This is a genomic window from Salinicoccus sp. Marseille-QA3875 (genome assembly GCF_054950095.1).
In genome coordinates this window covers 1,386,148-1,406,250 of sequence record NZ_CM143103.1, presented here as the reverse complement: position 1 = coordinate 1,406,250, position 20,103 = coordinate 1,386,148, and the positions used below count along the sequence as shown (strand labels likewise).

Sequence of the window (20,103 nt, the reverse complement as noted above, 5' to 3'; positions counted from 1 at the left end):
ATTTTCATATAAATCACTTGATAGTATAGTATTATGTTATGAAGATGTAAAAAAGGAGAATTCACCATGAACATTAATATTTTGTATGAGGATAATCATCTGTTGATCGTGGAAAAACCTGTCAATATACCGGTCCAGGAAGATGCTTCAGGAGATCCGGACCTGCTAAATATACTGAAGGGCTATATTAAAGAAAATGAAAATAAACCCGGAAATGTCTATCTCGGCCTCGTTCACCGCCTAGACCGCCCCGTGGGCGGGGCAATCGTATTCGCCAAAACTTCCAAAGCTGCTTCCAGATTATCCGATCAGCTGAGACAGAATAAGATTGTAAGAAAATATAAAGCAGTAGTACGGGGCCGTATGTCTGCAGCCGAAAAAACACTGACAGATCATCTGCATAAAAACCGTAAAAATAATACGGTAAATGTTGTTGATAAAAATAAAAAAGAGGCTAAAAAAGCAATCCTGCACTATAAAGTGCTGGACACGGATAAAAAGAATAACCTGTCCCTTCTCGAAATACAACTTGAGACCGGCCGTTCCCATCAAATCCGGGTTCAGCTCGCCAACGCCGGCAATGTTTTGTACGGCGATCAGAAATACGGCCGGCACTCCAACAAAGTCGGCCAGCAGATCGCGCTCTGGGCACATACCCTGGAAGTCAAACATCCTACCAAGGATGAGATGGTCTCAGTAGAATGCCCGCCGCCGGATAAAATGCCGTGGGACAGATTCTTTTAAATAAGTTTTTCATTCAACTATTCACTTTGCTTTTTAAGAGACAGCATTGTAATCAGCACCAGTATTAAAAACATGCCGATAAGCTGCCAGCCCTGGAAAGAAACATTCAGCCAGAGCACACTCGCAACAATGGCGGCAAGCGGTTCGACGGTACCGAACAATGTTGTCTCTTTTGCTGTAATATATTCCAGGCTCTTTATAAAAAACCAGAACGCTATTGCTGTGCCTGCAAAAATTCCGAACAAAAGTACGAGTACTGTCATCACATCCATCGCACCGAGATCCACATCCCACAGCGGATGGATGAAATTCATTACAACTCCTGCAATTATCATCGCCCAGCCAACAACCAATATAGAAGGAAAACGCATGAGCAGCTGTCTTGCGTATATAGTATAAAAGGCAAGTGACAGTCCAGAGATGATACCCCAGATAACGCTTGGCATCGGTACGGACAAGCTGGCAAAGGAGCCATTTGTGAGCAGCAGAAATGTACCCGTCAACGTTAATGTTATCGCCAGAATATCGAATGGTTTTATCCGGTCCTGACCTTTCGATACATACCAGATGATGATATAGACAGGAGCGATATACTGAAGCAGAGTAGCGATTGCAGCATTACCGTAATCTATTGAAGCCATGTATGAATACTGGACAAGCAGCATCCCGAGTATGCTGAAAATAACGAGACGTGTAACGACAAACTTTTCTTTGAAAATACTGAAAACAGGGATCTCCCTGGACATGAAACGGTGGACAATCAGTAGAAATACACCACTGATCAGCAGCCTGGCAGTGACAAACCAATCCACCGATATATTTTTAAATGTAAACAGGTAATCGGAAGCTGCACCGCCGACGCCCCAGAAAAATGCCCCGACAATTGCCAGAACAATTCCTTTTTGCCTGTTCGTCATCACATTCATATTATTCCTCATCTTTCATGATATTTATATTGAAGTTCCTTCACTTCTTCTGCCAGCTCTTCATCCGGCCCGTCCACCTGAATCCCGTTTAAAACTTCAGGGATGGCCAATCCTTTTAATAAACCTGACTCTACACCGAGATCCTTTTGCCACTCTTTCAACTGTTTACTGGAACTTGCATACACGATTCTGCCGAGACCGACCAACCCATGGGCGGAAGCACACATTGAACAATGCTCTCCGGAAGTATATACAACAGCCTCTTTCCTTTCATCTTCAGTTAAATTATTGACTGCCCATTTTGCAATTTCAAATTCCGGGTGGCGAGTGTTATCCCCTTCAGCATCTCTGTTGTGGTCTTCAAATAAAACGTCACCGTCTTTGGAAACCAGAATTGAACCAAAAGGGGAGTTCCCTTTCTCAAAAGCATCAGCCGCAAGTTCAACACATCTCTGCAAGTATTTTCTATCTTGAATTGTTATCATGATCATCCTCCTCACTCATTTAAGAATACTATAACAAATTATCACTTGCGCTTACCGTAACGTCATCCATTAAACTGTAATCTTTACAAATTAATTAACAGATTTTTCTGAAATGAATTGATTTTGGCTATTGTATCCAATATAATGGCTTTAACATGACTAAGGAGGTCGGATGTATTGTCTTTAAGTAAAGAGTTAGCAGAATATGTTGTTGAAACAACATATGATGACATCCCTGAAGATGTCATTGAGTTTACTAAACTGTGCATTTTGGATTATTTCAGTTCTGCGATCGCAGGCAAAGACACGGAACCGATTAAGAAAGTAGAAGATTTAGTTGATATGCTCGGAGGCAACGAGCAGGCATCATTGATCAATGGCGGTAAATCTTCTGTTACAAATGCCGCTTTGCTGAATGGCGCAGCGAGCCATATCGTTGAACAGGATGACATTCACAAGAGTTCCATCGTTCATGCTGCAACAGTCGTCATTCCTGCAGCACTCGCTGTCGGTGAATGGAAGGAATTAGACGGAAAAGATTTGATTACAGCAGTCGTCGTCGGTTATGAAATCTGCTTCAGAATTGGTGAAGCTGTGTCACCTTCACATTATTATTACTGGCATAATACGGCAACCTGCGGAACTTTCGGTTCTGCAGCAGCGGTTGCCAAACTGTTAAATCTTTCAGTCGAACAGACAGTATACTCACTTGGCAGTGCAGGCACACAGGCTGCAGGCTTGTGGGAATTTATCGAAGACGGCGCAATGTCCAAGCAGCTCCACCCTGGAAAAGCTGCAATGAATGGTGTGATTTCGAGCATGCTTTCAGAAAAAGACTTTACTGCCGCTTCTAAAATTTTGGAAGGCAGACGCGGTTTCTTTGAAGCGATGAGTGATGAGTATGACGCCAATAAAATTACCGGCGGTCTTGGCAAGGAATTTAAAATCATGGAAAACTCATTTAAAATTCATGCTTCATGCAGACACACCCACCATGCGATGGATCTCGTATCAGATTTGGCGAAGCAGCAGAATATAGACGTTGATGATGTCGAAAAGATCGAAGTCGGCACTTACGATGTTGCGATCAACATTACTGACAATGATAATCCGCAGACGGTCTACCAGGGTAAATTCAGTTTACAGTACTGTACAGCACTTGCACTCGTTAAAAAGAACGGCAATCTGGATACATTCACTGAAGAAAACTTATGGGATGAAGAAGTCAGAAACCTGATGGACAGGGTCAATATTTTTACAGACGATGAAGTGAACCAGGCGTATCCTGAAAAATGGGGCTCCAATGTCAAAGTTCATTTAAAAAACGGTGAAACGATAGAACTCGCTACTGAATATCCTAAAGGAGACCCTGAAAATAATGTAACTAAAGAAGATCTTTATAATAAATTCATGGTCCTTTCAAAAGACATTGATAAAGAGCAGGCAAAAGAAGTTGCAAACAATATTCTCTCTTTGGAAGATATTGATGACTTAGGCACGCTTTTCCCCTATAATGTCACAGTAAAATAGTATAGTCTCTATATATTTTTCACTTATATATGGAGAAAAAGGATGATAGGTATGAAATTCAAAGCTGTTGCAAGGGAAGTACTCCCGAATTCAGTAACAACAATTTTGAGACAGGCAATTTTAAAGGGAGAATTAAAACCTGATGAAAGGCTTGTCCAGGCTGATATTGCAGACCAGCTCGGCGTCAGCAGGATGCCTGTGCGTGAAGCATTAAAAACACTTGAAATGGAAGGGCTCGTCACTCTTGAACCTCATAAAGGCGCGGTCGTCAACTCTCTGACAATGGATGATATCAATGAAATATATGAACTGCGCACAATATTAGAGCCTTTCACTCTGGAGAGAAGCATTCCAAATTTGACTTTGGAAGACATAATGCAGCTTGAAAATCTTCATAAGAAAATGCTGCAGACAACTGATATCGAAACATACGTGGACTTGAACAACCAATTCCATAACCTTTCGTTGTCAGGGGCGAAAAGCAAACGTCTCCACGGCTTGATGGCAAGGGTTTCCCACGGCATAGCAAAAGATACGCCATATGTGATTCCCGACCAGATTGAAAAATCAAATGTTGAACATTCAAAAATTCTGGATGCTGTAAAAGAACAGGATATCAAAGCAGCATGTAAAGAATATGCTGATCACATCAGCCGCACGCACACAGACTTGATACCACTGCTGCATTTAAAATAATATTAAATAAGTTTATAAATTCTAAAAATTCTGTTTACAAATAAACAGAGTTCTTTTACACTAGAATTGTATCCAATCAACAATATCCTGAAAAAGGAGAAGTTTAGGTGATGGTAAATGGATAAGAGCTGGTTCTTCATACCCGGCAGTAAAGAAAAATTTCTGGCTAAAGCACCAGAACTGAAAGCTGACACAATCATCTTCGATTTGGAAGACAGTGTCGTTATCGAAGAAAAAGATCAAGCCAGGGAAAAAATAAAACCATGGTTGAATAATAAAGATATTTCATCAAAAAAATATGTAAGAGTAAATGAAGTGAACAGTACATTTTTTATCGATGATATAAGAGCACTTGTCAATGAAAATCTTGATGGAATCATTTTGCCCAAGACTAATAATACAGATGATATAAAAATACTCGATTATCTGATTACTACTTTTGAAAAGCAGAACAATCTGAAATTAAATCATATTAAAATTGTACCGCTTATAGAAACAAGTTCAGGACTATTAAATGCTCTCGATATCGCTTCAGCATGTAAACGTATCGAGGCGATGGCATTTGGTGCAGAGGACTATATGCTGGATCTGGGAATACCAGGCGACAGCAATCAATCTTTGATGCATGCCAGATCCACTCTCGTTGCAGCGTCCAGTGCAGCAGAAATCAACCAGCCGGTAGATTCGGTATACACCGACTTCAACGATGAGGAGGGTCTTAAAGAAGCATCAGAACTGAGCAGAGGCTTCGGTTTTCAGGGCCGGCTGGTCATCCATCCAAAACAGATAGAAACCGTCAATAAGGTGTATGCACCTACCTCTTCAGAAATCGAAGAGGCTGAAAAAATAGTTGACGCATTCAAGGCATCAATCGATGATGGCGATGGTGCAATCGAGGTTGACGGCAAAATGATAGACCCGCCCGTTTATGAGCGGGCAAAAAAATTATTGGAAATGTAAGCGATTTTATATAGGAGGAATTTAATGTTACCACTTGAAGGTGTTACTGTTGTTTCTTTGGAGCAGGCCATTGCAGTGCCTTTTGCCACAAGGCAGCTGGCTGATTTAGGGGCCAGAGTCATCAAAGTCGAAAGGCCTGGAGTCGGAGATTTTGCCAGAGGCTACGATACGACGGTAAATGGTATGTCGAGCCATTTTGTCTGGACCAACCGGTCCAAGGAATCAATAACCTTAAATTTAAAAGATAAAAATGATAAAGAAGTACTTTCAAAACTGCTTGAAAAAGCCGATGTCTTTATACAGAACCTGGCTCCGGGTGCCATTGAACGAATGGGACTCGTTCCTGATGAAATGGTCGAAGAACACCCTGAACTTATCGTTTGCAGCCTGTCCGGCTACGGCAAAGGCGGGCCGTATGAACAGAAAAAAGCATATGACTTATTGGTCCAGTGTGAGGCCGGTCTAGTCTCTGTCACAGGTACTGAAGATGAGCCCTCCAAAGCCGGTATATCCATCGCTGATATCGCAGCCGGAATGTATGCATATACCGGCGTACTGACGGCATTGATGAACCGCATGAAAACAGGCAGGGGCACCGTCCTTGAAGTGTCAATGCTCGAAGCTTTGGGTGAGTGGATGGGATACCCTGCCTATTACGCCCAATACGGCGGTAAAGAACCCAGCCGGGCAGGTGCCAGCCATTCCACCATCTACCCATACGGACCGTTCAAATGCGGAGACGATAAAACAGTATTTATCGGTTTGCAGAATGAGAGGGAATGGGCCCAGTTCTGTAAAGAAGTTTTAAATGATGAAGCTTTGTCTCAGGACGAGCGTTTTAATGCAAATTACTTACGCTCTGAAAACAGGGAGGAACTGAAAGACATCATTGAAGAAGCATTCTCGGAACTGACTTCCGATGTCGTCATCGACAGGGTGGAAAATGCGAAGATTGCCAATGCCAGGTTAAATAACATGAAAGATTTCTTTAATCATCCACAGCTGAAAGCGAGAAACCGCTGGAGGGAAATAGAAACGCCGGAAGGAAGTATCGCTTCACTTCTGCCACCGGTCACTTCAAAAGATTATGATCCGGTAATGAAGAATGTGCCCGGGCTTGGCGAACATACAGAAAAAATATTGGAAGAACTGGGGATTTCATCTCAATCATAAAACAACAGGAGGTATTTGAATGAGTGTACAAGAAGGCTGGACCGGACGTTACTTCGAAGATTTTACAGAAGGGGATATATATCCCCATCCACTGGGCAGGACTGTTACAAAAACAGACAATATCTATATGACATTATTAACCCAGAATACAAACCCGATTCATTTTGATGATTATTATTCTGAGAAAACAGATTTTGGTAAACCTTTGGTGGACTCGACTTTCACTCTGGCACTTGTAACCGGACAGTCGGTGACCGACATTTCACAAAATGCCATGGCCAATCTCGGCTGGGATAACATCAAGCTCCCTAAGCCGGTATTTGAAGGCGACACGATCTATTCATATTCTGAAGTGACCGGACTGCGCGAATCAAAATCCCGTCCGAATGTCGGTATCGTCAACGTCAAAACATACGGCTATAACCAGCGTGCAGAAGTGATCATTTCCTTTGACAGAACAATGATGGTCTATAAAAAAGCACATGCACCAAACCAGGAAAATGAACTGCTCGAAAAAGTACTTAAAAGTCAAAGCGAATAATTGAATGGAGGCAGACAGATGAAAGAAATCCAGTATCAGGACATCGTCGATGAAGTTTCAAGAATCTGCCAGGAAGCAAATTTCGACCTCGGTGAAGATGTCGTCAATGCATTCAGGGAATCTGTCAAAACCGAATCCTCGGAAGCCGGCAAAAGCATATTGAACCAGCTGATTGAAAATGCCGGCATCGCTACATCAAACCGTGTGCCGATGTGTCAGGATACGGGTGTTTCAGTGTTTCTGGTCAAGCTCGGGCAGGACTGCCACATTACAGGCGGGAGCCTTGAAGATGCGATAAACGAAGGCGTCAGAACAGGTTATGACGAAGGCTACTTAAGATACTCCATCGTCGATGATCCGATCAGCCGTAAAAATACAGGGGATAACACACCTTCAGTCATTCATATCGAATTGGTCGAAGGAGATGCTCTTGAAGTCCAGATGTCCGCAAAAGGCGGCGGAGCTGAAAATATGAGTGCGATGAAGATGCTCACACCATCTGCCGGATTAAACGGCGTCAAGGATTTTATTATACAGACGGTGAAAGAAGCGGGACCCAATGCCTGCCCGCCGTTAGTCGTCGGTATAGGCATCGGCGGCAACTTTGAAGTGGCACCTTATTTGGCCAAGAAATCTTTGTTTCGCCCTGTCGGGGAAAGAAATCCGGATGAAAATATTGCAGACCTCGAGAAAGAAATTCATAAAGAAGTTAACAAACTGGGAATCGGGCCACAAGGTCTCGGGGGAGATACGACGGCTCTTGACATCAAGATTGAAACCGCACCGTGTCATATTGCAGCGCTTCCTGTTGCTGTCAACTTGAACTGCCACGCAAGCAGACACAAACATTTCGTCATTTGAGGAGGACAGTATGGCTGAGATACATTTAACAGTTCCATTTGAAGACGATGATATTGAAAAACTGAAGAGCGGGGACACAGTAATGTTATCCGGCACTTTATACACAGCGAGAGACGCCGCGCATAAGCGCATGACCGAACAGCTTGAAAACGGCGAAGAACTGCCTGTCGATCTCAACGGACAGGTCATATACTACGTCGGTCCTACACCGGCAAAACCCGGACAGGCCATAGGTTCGGCAGGACCCACAACTTCAAGCCGCATGGATGCATACACGCCGGCACTTCTGGAACATGGGCTGAAGGGGATGATAGGAAAAGGCTACCGGAGCGAAGAGGTCATAGACTCCATCAGAGATAATAAAGCGGTTTATATGGTTGCAATCGGCGGTACAGGCGCATTGCTCGCCCAAAAAATCATCAATTCAGAACTCGTTGCATATGAAGATTTAGGTACAGAAGCCATCCGCAGACTCGAAGTTAAAGATTTTCCATGCATTGTCATTCATGACAGTGAGGGCAATGACTTCTACAAAAGTTCACAACAATCATTCAGTAACAACTGAAAAAATATATTAGGGGGATATAAATGAGCGATCTATTGCCATCAGAGACGATCACATTAAGTGAAGAAGAAAGACTTAAGCTGCGCAAAGAAGTGAGGGAACTGTGTGAAAAATTTGGAAATGAATATTGGAGAGAGCTGGATCCGGAACGGAAGTACCCTCAGGAGTTTGTCGATGCTTTAACCCAGGCGGGCTACCTATCAGTACTTATTCCGGAAGAATATGGCGGTAAAGGCTACGGATTGACAGAAGCGACGATCATTTTAGAAGAAATACATAGAGCAGGCGGTCATGCAGCTGCATGTCACGCTCAGATGTACACGATGGGGTCGCTTCTCAGACACGGTAATAAAGAACAGAAAGAGAAGTATCTGCCGGGCATAGCAAGCGGTGAAATCCGTATGCAGGCGTTCTCTATCACAGAGCCGGAAGCCGGTTCAAATACTACAGCGATTGAAACATTCGCAGAGAAGGTTGATGACGGCTATGTAATCAACGGACATAAGAACTGGACCAGCCGTATTGAGCAATCCGACCTGCTGCTTCTACTAGCCAGAACCACCCCTCTTGATAAAGTCGAGAAGAAATCACGAGGGATGACTTTATTCCTCGTTGATTTAAGGGAAATCAGGCAGAACCAGCCCGGCTCCCTGGAAGTTGAACCGGTCAGGACAATGTTCAACTACGCAACAAATAAAATCTGGTACAAAGATATGAAAATACCCTTTGACAGTGTCATCGGCGAGGAAGGAAGTGGTTTTAAATATGTCCTGGATGGAATGAATGCCGAAAGAATTCTGCTCGCTTCGGAAAGCATCGGGGATGGTTACTTTTTCATTGACCGTTCGGTTGAATATGCCAGCGAAAGAGAAGTGTTCAACCGGAAAATAGGACAGAACCAGGGAGTCCAGTTTCCAATTGCCAAAGCTTATGCATCAATCATGGCGGCCGATGCTCTGAGATATAAGGCGGCAGAAAAATTTGATACAGGCGAAAATTGCGGAGAGGAGGCCAACACTGCTAAATTGATTTCCAGTGAGGCAAGCTGGGAAGCGGCCAACGTAGCAATTAATACTTACGGGGGAAATGGTTTTGTCGATCAGTATGATATTGAACGCAAATTCAGAGAAACAAGAATGTACCAGGTGGCACCGGTTAATAACAATATGATTCTTTCTTACATTGGGCAACATGTGCTTGGTATGCCAAGATCATACTGAGCAACTAAAATATAAAGGGGTTTTTAAAATGAAGAAATTTTGGTTATTGTTCAGCACAATGATTATCGCAGTGGTTCTTGCAGCGTGTGGAGATGAAGGGACAGATGATGGTGGAGGAGAAGCAGAAGCGGATGCAGAGTTTGAGGAAAATGACTATCCTTCAACAGTGACGATCGGGACGGCATCCCAGGGCGGTACTTACTACATTTGGGGCGGCGGACTTGCATCACTGCTTGAAGAACACCTTGATGTTACTTCAAACGTCGAAGTGACCGGGGGCCCTGTACATAACATTCAACTGCTGGATGTTGATGATGTACAGCTCGGCATGGTGACAGAAGGACCGCTTTATGAAGGATATACAGGCGAAGGTGAGTGGGCAGAACAGGAATTTACAGATATCCGTGTAATATTCCCGATGTATGATACACCGTTCAACTGGTTCTCTCTATCATCAACAGGTGTAGAGAGCATTGAAGACCATGAAGGTCAGCGTGTAGGTGTCGGCCCATCAGGCGGCACACCGGGCACTTACAACCCGATCATCTATGATGTACTTGGCATTGAAACTGGCGACCAGGTTGCAGCAGGTGCGAGTGACATGGTTTCACAGATGCTCGACGGCCAGCTTGAACACATCGGTTTCTCAGCAGGTCTTCCGATTTCAGCAGTTGTAGAAGCAGAAACGCAGGCTGATATTAACATTTATGGTATCGACGGGGAGAACCGTGAAGAGGTGATGGAAGAGCTGCCTTACTTTAAGGAATTCACCATCCCTGAAGACACTTATGATTCTCAGGATGCCGACATCGAAACAGTTGCTCAGTTCAACTACGGTGTAGTGCAGAAAGAAGCAAATTCTGAATTCGTATATGATCTTGTAAAAGCCTATCACGAAAATATTGATCAGATGATCAACACTCACAACTCTGCTTCTGAAGCAGAAGATCCTGAAGTGATTACGAATAACACCGATTATCCGATGCATCCCGGCGCAATTCAGTACTATGAAGAGATTGGTGTAGAACTTCCTGAGGAAGTCTACCCTGATGAGTGGGATGGCAGTGCCGATACAGGTGAAGATTCAGACGAAGAAGACAGCGAGTAAAGTGTCATTGGATGACTTTGCTTACAACTTCAGCCGATATTTGTCGGCTGAAGTTATGTAAGCATAAGGGGGGGATAACTTTGAACAATAAGAATCAAGATATTAATGATGAAAAAGAAAAGCAACAGCTAAACAGTGAACACCATGAAGATACGCGAGAGAAAGAGACTGGTTTTGACGAAGACAAAAAGATTGATACTGAAGTTGTCGAAGACGCTCTGGAAGACTCTGAATCCACAAGAAGCTTCTCGGGATGGAAGAGATATTTGTTTATGGCTATCGCCGTATTTGGCGCCTTATACCATCTTTATATTCTTAACTTTAACCCTATCGATCCCTGGGTCTTCAGAAGTACTCATATTGTGTTTGGCACAGTATTGACTCTCATGTTCTATAAAGGCTGGAAATCGAAATCCAATAGTATCCCAATAGTTGACTGGATACTCATTGCAGCTGCAATATTCATTGGATATTACATAGCTGAAAATCTGACTACAATCGTATTCCGCTTTGGTGTTACACCTACAACAATGGATGTCATCGTTTCTACAGTCGGAATCCTGCTTGTTTTGGAAATAACAAGAAGAACAAGCGGCTGGACACTGCCGATTCTTGCCGGGGTATTTATTGCCTACTCGTTTCTCGGACCGTACTTACCGGGAATCCTGAATCATAACGGCTATTCATTTGAAAGGTTCGTCACTTATATATATGGCCTTGACGGTGTATTCGGAGTGACTACCGATGTATCATCCAGGTATATCATACTGTTCATCATATTCGGGGCCTTCCTGCAGATGTCAGGTGTCGGCCAGTACTTCATCGATGTGGCCTTCAGACTGGCCGGCTGGATGCGCGGCGGACCTGCCAAGGTAGCAGTTATCGCTTCTGCTTTAATGGGTATGATTAATGGTACTTCAGCGGGGAACGTGGTTGCGACAGGTTCATTGACAATTCCTTTGATGAAACGGACGGGATACAGACCACAATTTGCCGCTGCAACAGAAGCAACAGCTTCGGCCGGCGGGCAGATATTGCCGCCGATCATGGGCGCCGGTGCGTTTCTGATGGCAGAGATTACAGGCATACCTTATTCTGAAATCATTATTTATGCCATTATCCCGGCAGTACTATACTTCGTCTCTGTATACTTTATGGTCGACTTTCAGGCTTTAAAAGATGATTTGAGAGGGGTCCCGCGCAAACTTCTGCCTAACATTCCGGACCTGGTTAAAAAAGCATACTTGTTCATCCCTGTCATTTTACTGATTTTCCTGCTCGTCAGCGGGTACAGTGTAATATTTGCAGGTACAGTCGGTATCGTTTCATGTTTCGTGCTCAGCCTGGTTCAGAAAGAGACGCGTATGGGCATCATGAAAGTACTTGAAGCATTGGAACTCGGTATGAAAAATTCACTGCAGCTGATTGCAATCGTCGCGAGCGCCGGCATTATCGTTGGTGTAATCGCATTGACCGGTGTCGGCCAGAGATTCAGTACAATGCTTTTGACAATTGCCGACAACAACATTCTGTTTGCTCTGATATTTGCAATGCTGTTATCCATCATTCTTGGGATGGGCATGCCGACAACAGCTGCATACGCAGTTGCCGCTTCCGTTGTAGCTCCCGGCCTGGTCAATCTGGGCATGGAGCCGATCCTTGCACATATGTTCGTGTTCTATTATGCAGTAATCTCGGCAATTACACCGCCGGTTGCACTGGCAGCATTTGCAGCCGCCGGAATCACCGGAACCGATCCGATGAGAACCGCCGGAGAAGCTTTCAAGATTGGATTGGCAGCATTTATTGTACCGTTCATGCTCTTCTACAGTCCGGAACTGCTTCTGTTAAGTGATGATACCGTAGCTATCATATTAGCTGTTATAACAGCACTTTTGGGTGTTTATTTCCTGGCAGCAGCTGTTCAAGGCTGGATTTTCAAAAAAACGGCATCATGGTACACAAGAATATTACTGATTGCAGTTGCTTTACTATTGATGCTTTCAGGAATCGTCACAGACAGTATTGCTATCGGGCTAGTCGTTGTTGTTTTCCTTATTCAGAAATTTATAAATAAAAGAGAACCGCATCAAAAAGAGCTTTCAGCTGAAAACGGGGACAACCTGGACACGACCTGAATAATAAACCTTGAGAAATACAGCATTTAATTATGCTGTATTTCTTTACATATAATTAAATGGAGTGGCTCCATATGGCAAACAATGAAAAATCAAAAATAAGCCTCAGTCAGATTATTATTTTAATTGCAGCGACAGTCTTATTTTTAGCTGTTTTATATTTTCTTCCTGAAAATATCGCGTGGTCTGAAAGGGCCACAATCTCCATCATGGTTTACGGCCTGGTCTTATGGGCGTTTGCACCGATTCCGATCGGCCTGACTTCCATGGTGGTTTTAGGTTTGTTGATATTGCTGAGACCTGTGGACATAGAAACTGCATTAAGCGGCTTCAGTTCTCCTGCAGTTTTTCTGATCATCGGCGGAATGATGATGGCAATCGGCGTCAATCACACACCGCTCATCAGACGGATGACATACTCTCTGCTGGCTACGACGGGATCTTCAGCTAAGGGTATTTACATCGGGGTCGGTATAATCAATCAGATTCAGGCATTTTTCATTCCTGCGACTGCTGTACGCGCTTCCTTGATGGTGCCTGTTCTGGACAGCATCATTAAAGAAACCGATGTCGGGAAAAATTCAAACTTCAATAAACTGTTGTACATTGGCACTGCTTTCGGCATCAGTATAAGCGGTGTGGCAGTACTTACCGCTGCCATAGGTAATATACTGACCATTGAACTTCTGCGGTTATATGTCGGCGTCTCCATTTCTTATTTGGAATGGTTCATATATACTGCACCGATATGGATACTTCTTGTCATTGTTGTCATGTATATCATATGGAAAGTCTATCCGCCTGAAGAAGATGAATCATTTAAGACGTTACAAAAAGAGATGAAGAAAAAGAATGCGGCAATTGGAAAAATAGCCATTGATGAAATAAAATGCATAGTGATCCTGGTCATTACGATTCTTATATGGCTGACAGAGTCATGGCACGGATATCACCCTACGTTTGGTGCATTGTTTGCAGTCATCATGATGGCTCTTCCCAGTGTCGGTTTTGTAGAATGGAGAAAACTGCTTAACATTAATTTCGGAATCGTCCTGTTGATTGGCGCAACATTATCGCTAGGTTATTCTCTGATTGAATCCGGAGCGATAGATTTACTTGAGGTTCTGGTGTCACCTCCGGTCATAGTGGAGATATTCAGCAATCCCTGGCTTGCAATACCCATTACAGTACTGATTTCACATCTGTATCACCTGGGAGTGACAAACGTTTCAACTGCTGTAATCACTCTACTGCCGGTGCTCATCAGTCTGTCCGCTCAGTCAGGGTTGGATCCCGTGGTCATGTCCGTCCTTTCTGCTGTCACTTTATTGCTTGGTTTCATATTGGTGGTGGAAACGATGCCCAATGTCGTGGCCCACAGTACAGGAAGGGTGGAACAGCAGGATTTTCTGCTGCCAGGTATACTCTCGACAATTGCGAGTGTTTTTATTATTACACTGGTGGCATATACTTATTGGCAGTGGATTGGTTTCTGGCCGTAATGTAGAATTTCGAAGGAATTATCATCATAAAAATGTTATAATAATAGTACAAAATTCTTATTATCGTACAATAGAGGGGTTACTATGACACAGGAATTTAATAATGCAGATCATCTCCAAACACTTGCAAAAGGATTGAAAGTAATTGAAGCTTTTGACGGCAACGATCACTTGACCATATCTTCAGCTGCAAAATTAACTGATATATCAAGACCGACCGCCAGACGTGTTTTGATTACTCTGGTCAACTTGGGTTATGCTCAGGCGCTCGATAATCGATTTTATTTAACACCCAAAGTTCTATCTCTTGGCTATTCGTACATGACTGCAAGAGACAGCTGGGAAATTACATCGACACTCCTCCGGGAATTATCAAAACAGACCAATGAATCAAGCTCCATCGCTAAATTAGTCGGCGAAGAGATTGTCTATATCGGACGTGTGCCTGCCAATAAAATCATGAATATTTCACTCAATATCGGTACACATCTGCCTGCCTACGCAACTTCAATGGGCAAATTACTGCTTGCACAAAAAAATGAAGAAGAACTGAAGGAGTTTTTTGCAACCGCAAAACTTGAGGCACTCACACCGAACACGACATACAAAGAAGAGGATTTGAGAAAAGAGTTCAAAGAAATACGTAAAAACGGCTGGGCAATCAGCGAAGATCAACTTGAAATCGGTCTGATGTCCATCGCTGCGCCTATCCGCAATATGCGGGGAGAAGTGATTGCAGCAATCAACTGTTCGACCAACTCGTCACAGACGACAAGAAAAGAGGTAGAAGATAATTATTTAACCCCTCTTCTTGAAACTGCAGATTTAATCAGCCGTAATACGGAAATAGAGCTGCCATTTTAAAAAACAGCTGATCGGAAAAAATCCGGTCAGCTGTTTTTTTTATTTATTCTATATTATCTACCATCAATGATATACCCTGACCGACGCCGATGCACATCGTCGCAAGTCCTGTTTTAGTATTACGGCGTTTCATTTCATAGATTAAATCTGTCAATATACGCGCACCGCTTGCACCCAGTGGGTGACCGTAGCTTATGGCACCGCCATTTACGTTGACAATCTCTCTGTCAATGCCAAGCTGGTTGATACATTCTATAGACTGGGAAGCGAAAGCTTCGTTGAGTTCCATAAGACCGATATCTGAAATCGTCCGTCCTGTTTTCTCAAGCAGTTTCTTTGTAGAATCTATCGGGCCAAGTCCCATTACAGCCGGTTCCACTCCTGCGGTTGCAGAGAATGTGTATTTGACAAGCGGCGTCAATCCCATTTCTTCAGCCTTTTCTTTGCTCATCACCAAAAGCGCACTCGCGCCGTCATTTACACCTGATGCGTTCCCTGCTGTCACTGTACCCTCAGGGAAAATGGAGCGTAACTGTGACAATTTCTCAAGTGAAGTATCAGGTCTCGGGTGCTCATCTTTATCAACAATTGTTTCGTTACCTTTACGGTCAGTGATCGTTACAGGCACCATCTGTTCTTTAAACCGGTCAGCTTCCACTGCCGCTTTAGCGCGCTGTTGGCTTTCAAAAGCGAACTGATCCTGTTCTTCCCTAGTGATATTATATCTCTGTGCAACATTTTCAGCCGTCTGCGGCATGGAATCAATACCATGTTCGGACTCGATTTTCGGGTTCGGGAACCTCCATCCGATCGTCGTATCCACCATTTCCATATTGCCTCTCGGGAATTCTTTTTCAGGCTTCAGCATGACAAAAGGCGCTCTCGACATACTCTCTGTTCCGCCTGCGATTGCGATATCAATTTCACCTGTCATGATTGAACGGGCAGCCATTGAAACAGAGTCTAGACTTGAGCCGCACAATCTGTTTACAGTTGTCCCTGCGACACTTTCAGGCAGGTCGGCAATCAGTGCAGACATCCGTGCCACGTTTCTGTTTTCTTCACCGGCACCGTTGGCGTTGCCAAAGATGACTTCATCTATCTGATTGACATCAAGATTTGGATTTCTTTCGACAAGCGCTTTGATGACAATGGCACCCAGATCATCCGGCCTTACTGATTTCAACGCACCCTTATATCTTCCGATCGGTGTTCTTACTGCATCTATTATGACAACCTCAGTCATTATTCAGCACTCCTTTTAAGTGATTCTGACACTGTATAATATGCTTCTGTTTTTTCTGCAACTTCTTCCAGTGTCGTTTCGCCCATTAATTCTATCAATTCGAACGTATCGTCTTTCCTTTCAAAGACAGCAAGGTCTGTAATTATCATATCTATCGGTCTTGTGGATGTAATCGGAAAAGTACATTCTTTCAGGAATTTCGGCGAGCCGTCTTTAGCAGTGTGATTGGTTGTGATAATCACTTTTTTTGCACCGACAAGCAGATCCATGGCACCGCCGACCCCGATGATATCTTTGCCCGGAATCGCCCAGTTTGCAACCTGGCCGCTTTCATCCACCTGCAGTACACCAAGTATCGCAACATCAACATGTGAACCGCGGATCATCGCAAATGAGTCAGCACTGTGAAAATAGCTTGCGCCTGTCGCTTCACCGACCGGCTGCTTCCCAGCATTGACAATGTTCGGATCGATGTCTTCTTCGGCAACAGAAGTCACGCCCAACAAGCCGTTCTCTGTATGCAGATAGAATTTTTCCTTATCCAAATAGTTTGCTACAAGAGTAGGGATGCCGATACCAAGATTTATTACTGAATACTCTTCTAAAGCCTGGGCAGCACGTTCAGCAATCATATCTTTTACACTCATTTCTGAACCACTCCTTCTTTAGTTAAAATTTGTTCCGCTAAAACAAGTTTATCTACATATATATGCTGAGTGGCAATTTCCTCGGGGTTCAGTTCTCCCACTTCAACAATTTCATCGACTTCCGCAACAACGTATTTTCCTGCCGTCGCCATCATCGGGTTGAAGTTACGGGCTGTTTTGTAATAAACAAGATTGCCTAGTTTGTCAGCCTTATGCGCACGTACAAGAGATACATCCGACTTCAACGCCTTTTCAAATACGTATTCCTCACCGTCAATCTCCTTTGTTTCCTTACCTTTTGCGAGGTCTGTACCTACACTCGTTTTGGTATAGAAACCGCCGATTCCAGCACCGCCTGCACGTATAGTTTCGCCTAAAGTACCCTGCGGCAGGAGTTCAAGCTCCAGTTTACCTGCGTTATACCATTTGGCCACTTCTCTGTTACTTGTGAAATATGAACCGATCGCCTTTTTCAGTTTGCCCTGGTCCAGTAGGATTCCAAGTCCTTTCCCTGCTTCTCCGACGTTATTGCTCACTACCGTCAGTTCTTTAACTTCAAGCTTTGTCAACTCATCTATTAAAGAAAGCGGTGCACCAATCAGACCAAAACCGCCGACCATCAGTGTATCTCCATCTTTAACCGGTTGAAGAGCAGATTTTAAATCAGTTATTTTTGATTCCATTTTAAATTACTCCTCGTCTAAAAAATTTTCTATTTGTTCATTTAAATATTTCTGTTCATTGAATACAATTTCATAATGATTGATATCTATCACTGTAGAATTTATATCTTTAACAGTATTAAGCATTTTGTCGTATCCTTCTTTACTGAAAAGTGCTGTATCATCCTTTATGGCACCGGTACAAATGATCAGGAATACTGGTACTTCAATACTGCTGTATGCTTCATCGAATGGGAACTTATAAAAGCTCTCAAAATCCTGTTTGGTCAGTTCATAATCCGATTTGTGATGAACCTTATCTTCTATATGAGTGATTTCATGATCAATGACCTGATTCATGACTTCGCTCCATTCAATTCCCATCGCACCGTAGGACTTCTTCATCATTTCAAGATACTCGTCTCTTGAATCAAAAGTTTTTTCAAGTCTGCCAAGCGATGGCAGAACGAGGCTTCTTGTGTTCTCATCCGCTTCACCGCCGCCATCCAAAAGTACGACCTTCTTCACTTTTGAAGTCTGACCTGCAACATCCACTGCAATATAGCCGCCCATGGAATACCCGGTCAAAACAATATTGTCATGTTCCAATGACTCTATGATTTCGAGTAAATCTTTACTGTGCTGATGAATATCAGTCGGGTCACTTTGCAATGTACTGTCGCCCCGGCCGCTCAAGTCATAGCTCAGCGTATTATATTTACTTTTAAAGTAATTTTGGAAATAATGCATCTGCAAATAATTGCCTGTTAACCCATGTATAAAAATTAATAAGACATTACTTTCCGGGTGTGTAGTGATATTGACATTGATTTGTTTATCTTCAGTATTGATTAATTTCATTATTTTACCGCCTATTCGACTGTATAGATTGAATAACTGACGCCTTCCGGCATACGGATGCCGTTGGAGATGAATATTCTGTTATTCAGCCAGTGATATTTTTCGCTTCCGGTTTCAAATACAGGGTTCGTTCTGAAATAATATTCATTCGGGTCCACTTCTTCTCCCCGGTCCAAACTGTTTAAAACCGACCGTTCTCCGGTTCTGATACCTCTGTAAGTCATTAGAATGATTTCTTCGTCATCCGTTTCCAGAGTAATTCGGACGTCCTGGATGATCGTTCCGTCTTCGCGTACTGTAATCCAGTCATCTCCTCCCGGAAGTACTTGTGCATTAAAATATTCACCCTCGAATTTACCACCGGTCACCTGGATGATTCTGCGGTTTCCTATTGGTGTTTTCTTCGGCAGATGCGGCTTTGCCACTGATAATTCCATATGTCCTAAAAGTGATAGTTTCGGTTCTGGTAACTCTCTCACAATTCATTCCTCCAATTATTGATATGAATACGAAAAGGGCATGTTTCCATGCCCAGAATTTTTCATTAGTTATCTTTACGAAGTACGAATTCCAGATGTGATTCTTTGTGTCCGCCTTTGTCTACAGGATCTGTAATAAGTTCTTCACGTACACCTTGCGCAACGTCCGTCTCCATCCACTCATCACCTTCAAAGAATACTTGAGTGATCAACGTTTCGTGGCCTTCTGCCTTGAACATGATGTGTAAGTGCGCCGGTCTCATCGGGTGCTGATCCATATAACCCAGGAACTCACCCGTAGGGCCCTGATCCGGAATCGAGTATGGCAGCGGCAGGAATGTTTTCACTGTAAACTTACCTTCATCATCTGTTACGAAACGTCCGCGTAAGTTGAAGTCAGGTGCATCTGAATCAAAGTTTGAATATTTGGCTGATGAATCATTCTGCCAGAAATCAACTTCTGCATTTTTAAGTACTTCGCCGTCAACGTTTTTAACTGTGCCACTGAAGTAGAATAGGTCTCCTTCTTCATCTTCACGCTGCGGCAACTCGACAACACCGTTCTCGTCCGGCTCTACAAATGGTGCATTTTCAACATAGTACGGTCCAAGCAGGGAAGGCTGAGTACCCGGTAATACGGTATACATCGACTGTAATACGTGCGTTTCCAGGAATACGTCTGCATATAATGGAAGTTCGCCCGATTTACCTAAACGGTCTGCCCAGTTTACAAAGTTCGTATATTCTTCATGGTTCAGTTTCGCTTCATCGAAAAACTCCTGCATGTGTTTGATGAATATATCAAACACCTCTTCAACACGTTCGTTTTTAGTCGTTGGCAGCTGATTGTTTACTGTCATAATTAACACTCCTATTAATATAATTATATTTTATA

At 43.3% G+C, this 20,103-nt stretch carries 21 protein-coding genes; 13 read left to right on the top strand and 8 right to left on the bottom strand.

All coding sequences use genetic code 11. The features are described 5' to 3' along the window. Window positions 1–66: 66 nt before the first annotated feature. Window positions 67–744, top strand: a complete 678-nt coding sequence (locus ACY8DT_RS07155) for an RluA family pseudouridine synthase (RefSeq protein ID WP_462419647.1) — start codon at window positions 67–69, stop codon at window positions 742–744. Between the two features lie 17 nt (window positions 745–761). On the opposite strand, the gene ACY8DT_RS07150 is transcribed toward ACY8DT_RS07155, so the two are convergent. Both ACY8DT_RS07150 and ACY8DT_RS07145 read right to left on the bottom strand, forming a co-directional pair. Then, the gene (locus ACY8DT_RS07150; protein WP_462419646.1) at window positions 762–1,682 is read right to left on the bottom strand and encodes a DMT family transporter; all 921 of its coding nucleotides are present in this window, start codon (window positions 1,680–1,682) and stop codon (window positions 762–764) included. Further along, entirely contained in the window at window positions 1,679–2,155 is a 477-nt protein-coding gene (locus ACY8DT_RS07145; protein ID WP_462419645.1) for a nucleoside deaminase, read from the bottom strand. The genes ACY8DT_RS07150 and ACY8DT_RS07145 overlap by 4 nt, the downstream gene beginning before the upstream one ends. Before the next feature lie 177 nt (window positions 2,156–2,332). Between ACY8DT_RS07145 and ACY8DT_RS07140 the strand changes: the two genes are divergently transcribed. From ACY8DT_RS07140 to ACY8DT_RS07085, 12 genes are all read left to right on the top strand, one after another. Next, the gene (locus tag ACY8DT_RS07140) at window positions 2,333–3,685 is read left to right on the top strand and encodes an MmgE/PrpD family protein (RefSeq protein ID WP_462419644.1); all 1,353 of its coding nucleotides are present in this window, start codon (window positions 2,333–2,335) and stop codon (window positions 3,683–3,685) included. 42 nt (window positions 3,686–3,727) lie between these two features. After that, a complete protein-coding gene (locus ACY8DT_RS07135; protein WP_462419643.1) occupies window positions 3,728–4,381 on the top strand; it encodes a GntR family transcriptional regulator in 654 nt (217 codons plus the stop codon). Between the two features lie 117 nt (window positions 4,382–4,498). Continuing rightward, on the top strand, window positions 4,499–5,341 hold the full coding sequence (locus ACY8DT_RS07130; RefSeq protein ID WP_462419642.1) for an HpcH/HpaI aldolase/citrate lyase family protein: 843 nt from the start codon (window positions 4,499–4,501) through the stop codon (window positions 5,339–5,341). A gap of 24 nt (window positions 5,342–5,365) precedes the next feature. Beyond that, window positions 5,366–6,514, top strand: coding sequence for a CaiB/BaiF CoA transferase family protein (locus ACY8DT_RS07125; protein WP_462419641.1), 1,149 nt, complete (start codon window positions 5,366–5,368; stop codon window positions 6,512–6,514). Window positions 6,515–6,533: 19 nt separating this feature from the next. Continuing rightward, the gene (locus tag ACY8DT_RS07120; protein ID WP_462419640.1) at window positions 6,534–7,055 is read left to right on the top strand and encodes a MaoC family dehydratase; all 522 of its coding nucleotides are present in this window, start codon (window positions 6,534–6,536) and stop codon (window positions 7,053–7,055) included. 18 nt (window positions 7,056–7,073) lie between these two features. After that, entirely contained in the window at window positions 7,074–7,916 is an 843-nt protein-coding gene (locus ACY8DT_RS07115) for a fumarate hydratase (protein ID WP_462419639.1), read from the top strand. Window positions 7,917–7,926: 10 nt separating this feature from the next. Beyond that, window positions 7,927–8,481, top strand: a complete 555-nt coding sequence (locus ACY8DT_RS07110) for a Fe-S-containing hydro-lyase (RefSeq protein WP_462419638.1) — start codon at window positions 7,927–7,929, stop codon at window positions 8,479–8,481. Between the two features lie 23 nt (window positions 8,482–8,504). Beyond that, window positions 8,505–9,701 (top strand): acyl-CoA dehydrogenase family protein, encoded by a 1,197-nt coding sequence (locus ACY8DT_RS07105; protein WP_462419637.1) that lies wholly within the window; start codon window positions 8,505–8,507, stop codon window positions 9,699–9,701. A 28-nt stretch (window positions 9,702–9,729) separates the two neighbouring features. After that, window positions 9,730–10,809, top strand: a complete 1,080-nt coding sequence (locus ACY8DT_RS07100; RefSeq protein ID WP_462419636.1) for a TAXI family TRAP transporter solute-binding subunit — start codon at window positions 9,730–9,732, stop codon at window positions 10,807–10,809. An 80-nt stretch (window positions 10,810–10,889) separates the two neighbouring features. Further along, window positions 10,890–12,947, top strand: coding sequence for a TRAP transporter permease (locus tag ACY8DT_RS07095; protein ID WP_462419635.1), 2,058 nt, complete (start codon window positions 10,890–10,892; stop codon window positions 12,945–12,947). Window positions 12,948–13,021: 74 nt separating this feature from the next. Next, entirely contained in the window at window positions 13,022–14,449 is a 1,428-nt protein-coding gene (locus tag ACY8DT_RS07090) for an SLC13 family permease (RefSeq protein ID WP_462419634.1), read from the top strand. Between the two features lie 84 nt (window positions 14,450–14,533). After that, the gene (locus ACY8DT_RS07085; RefSeq protein ID WP_462419633.1) at window positions 14,534–15,313 is read left to right on the top strand and encodes an IclR family transcriptional regulator domain-containing protein; all 780 of its coding nucleotides are present in this window, start codon (window positions 14,534–14,536) and stop codon (window positions 15,311–15,313) included. 43 nt (window positions 15,314–15,356) lie between these two features. Here the strand turns inward: ACY8DT_RS07085 and ACY8DT_RS07080 are convergent, their stop codons facing one another. The 6 genes from ACY8DT_RS07080 to ACY8DT_RS07055 all read right to left on the bottom strand — a co-directional run bounded on the left by ACY8DT_RS07080 (window position 15,357) and on the right by ACY8DT_RS07055 (window position 20,068). Next, window positions 15,357–16,559: an acetyl-CoA C-acyltransferase gene (locus ACY8DT_RS07080; RefSeq protein ID WP_462419632.1), complete on the bottom strand. Its 1,203-nt coding sequence runs from the start codon at window positions 16,557–16,559 to the stop codon at window positions 15,357–15,359. Continuing rightward, on the bottom strand, window positions 16,559–17,206 hold the full coding sequence (locus ACY8DT_RS07075; protein ID WP_462419631.1) for a 3-oxoacid CoA-transferase subunit B: 648 nt from the start codon (window positions 17,204–17,206) through the stop codon (window positions 16,559–16,561). Before ACY8DT_RS07075 ends, ACY8DT_RS07080 begins: the two co-directional genes overlap by 1 nt. Further along, a complete protein-coding gene (locus ACY8DT_RS07070) occupies window positions 17,203–17,889 on the bottom strand; it encodes a CoA transferase subunit A (protein ID WP_462419630.1) in 687 nt (228 codons plus the stop codon). The genes ACY8DT_RS07075 and ACY8DT_RS07070 overlap by 4 nt, the downstream gene beginning before the upstream one ends. A gap of 6 nt (window positions 17,890–17,895) precedes the next feature. Further along, complete coding sequence (locus ACY8DT_RS07065) at window positions 17,896–18,729, bottom strand: alpha/beta fold hydrolase (protein WP_462419629.1); 834 nt, start codon at window positions 18,727–18,729, stop codon at window positions 17,896–17,898. A gap of 11 nt (window positions 18,730–18,740) precedes the next feature. Continuing rightward, window positions 18,741–19,208, bottom strand: a complete 468-nt coding sequence (locus ACY8DT_RS07060) for a DUF3237 domain-containing protein (RefSeq protein WP_462419628.1) — start codon at window positions 19,206–19,208, stop codon at window positions 18,741–18,743. Between the two features lie 65 nt (window positions 19,209–19,273). Next, window positions 19,274–20,068, bottom strand: coding sequence for a dioxygenase family protein (locus tag ACY8DT_RS07055; RefSeq protein ID WP_462419627.1), 795 nt, complete (start codon window positions 20,066–20,068; stop codon window positions 19,274–19,276). Window positions 20,069–20,103: the final 35 nt, after the last annotated feature.